1 pseudogene is annotated in these 932 nt (G+C 65.0%); it reads left to right on the top strand.

The features are described from left to right. Positions 1–6: 6 nt before the first annotated feature. Positions 7–932: pseudogene (locus HWW87_RS36850) on the top strand (RND family transporter); the annotation flags it as partial.

Raw genomic sequence — 932 nt, 5'->3', positions numbered from 1 at the left:
AGTCGCCTGGAAAGGTTCTTTTTCGGTCACCGCGCGATCGTGCTCGCGGCGATCGCGCTGTTCACCGTCGCGATGGCCGTGTTCGCCGTGCAGCTGCGCATGGATGCCGGTTTCGAAAAGCAGATGCCGATCGGGCACGAGTACATCCGAACGTTCCAGCAATACCGGAACGACCTGCTCGGTGCGAACCGGATCACGGTGGTCGTGCGCGCGAAGCACGGCTCGATCTGGTCGAAGCCGGGGCTGACGCGGCTGTACGACGTCACGCAGGCCGTCACGTACCTGCCGAACGTCGACCGGATCGGCGTGCGCTCGTTGTGGACGCCGAACGCGTTCGTCAACGAAGTGACCGACGAGGGCTTTCGCGCGGAGCCGATCATTCCCGGCACCATCACGCCCGACCAGTTGACACCGGATCGCGTGCAGGGCATTCGCCGCGCAACGACGCTCGGCGGCTACGTCGGCACGCTCGTGTCGCACGGCGAGGACAGCGCGATGATCACGGCCGAGCTGAACGAGCGCGACAGCGCCGGCAAGGTGCTCGACTACGTGGCGTTCAATCACCTGCTCGAAGACAAGATCCGCAAGCCGTTCGAGGATGCCGGCTACGAGATCCAGATCATCGGCTTCGCGAAGCAGATCGGCGATATCGCCGACGGCGCGACGGCCGTGCTCGGCTTCTGCGCGGTCGCGCTGCTGCTGACCACGCTCGCGGTGTACTGGTACTGCCATTCGGTGCGCTTCACGGTGCTGCTGGTCGCGTGCTCGCTCACGTCGCTCGTATGGCAGTTCGGCACGTTGAAGCTGCTCGGCTTCGGCCTCGATCCGCTCGCGGTGCTGGTGCCGTTCCTCGTGTTCGCGATCGGCGTGTCGCATGGCGTGCAGCAGGTGAACTTCATCGTCCGCGAGATCGCGCACGGACAGAGTTCGTT

Origin of the sequence: Burkholderia sp. BCC0419, assembly GCF_902830285.1 — a bacterium.
GTDB lineage: Bacteria > Pseudomonadota > Gammaproteobacteria > Burkholderiales > Burkholderiaceae > Burkholderia.
The sequence above is the reverse complement of the archived record's forward strand: the minus strand, read 5'-3'. Positions and strand labels throughout refer to the sequence as shown.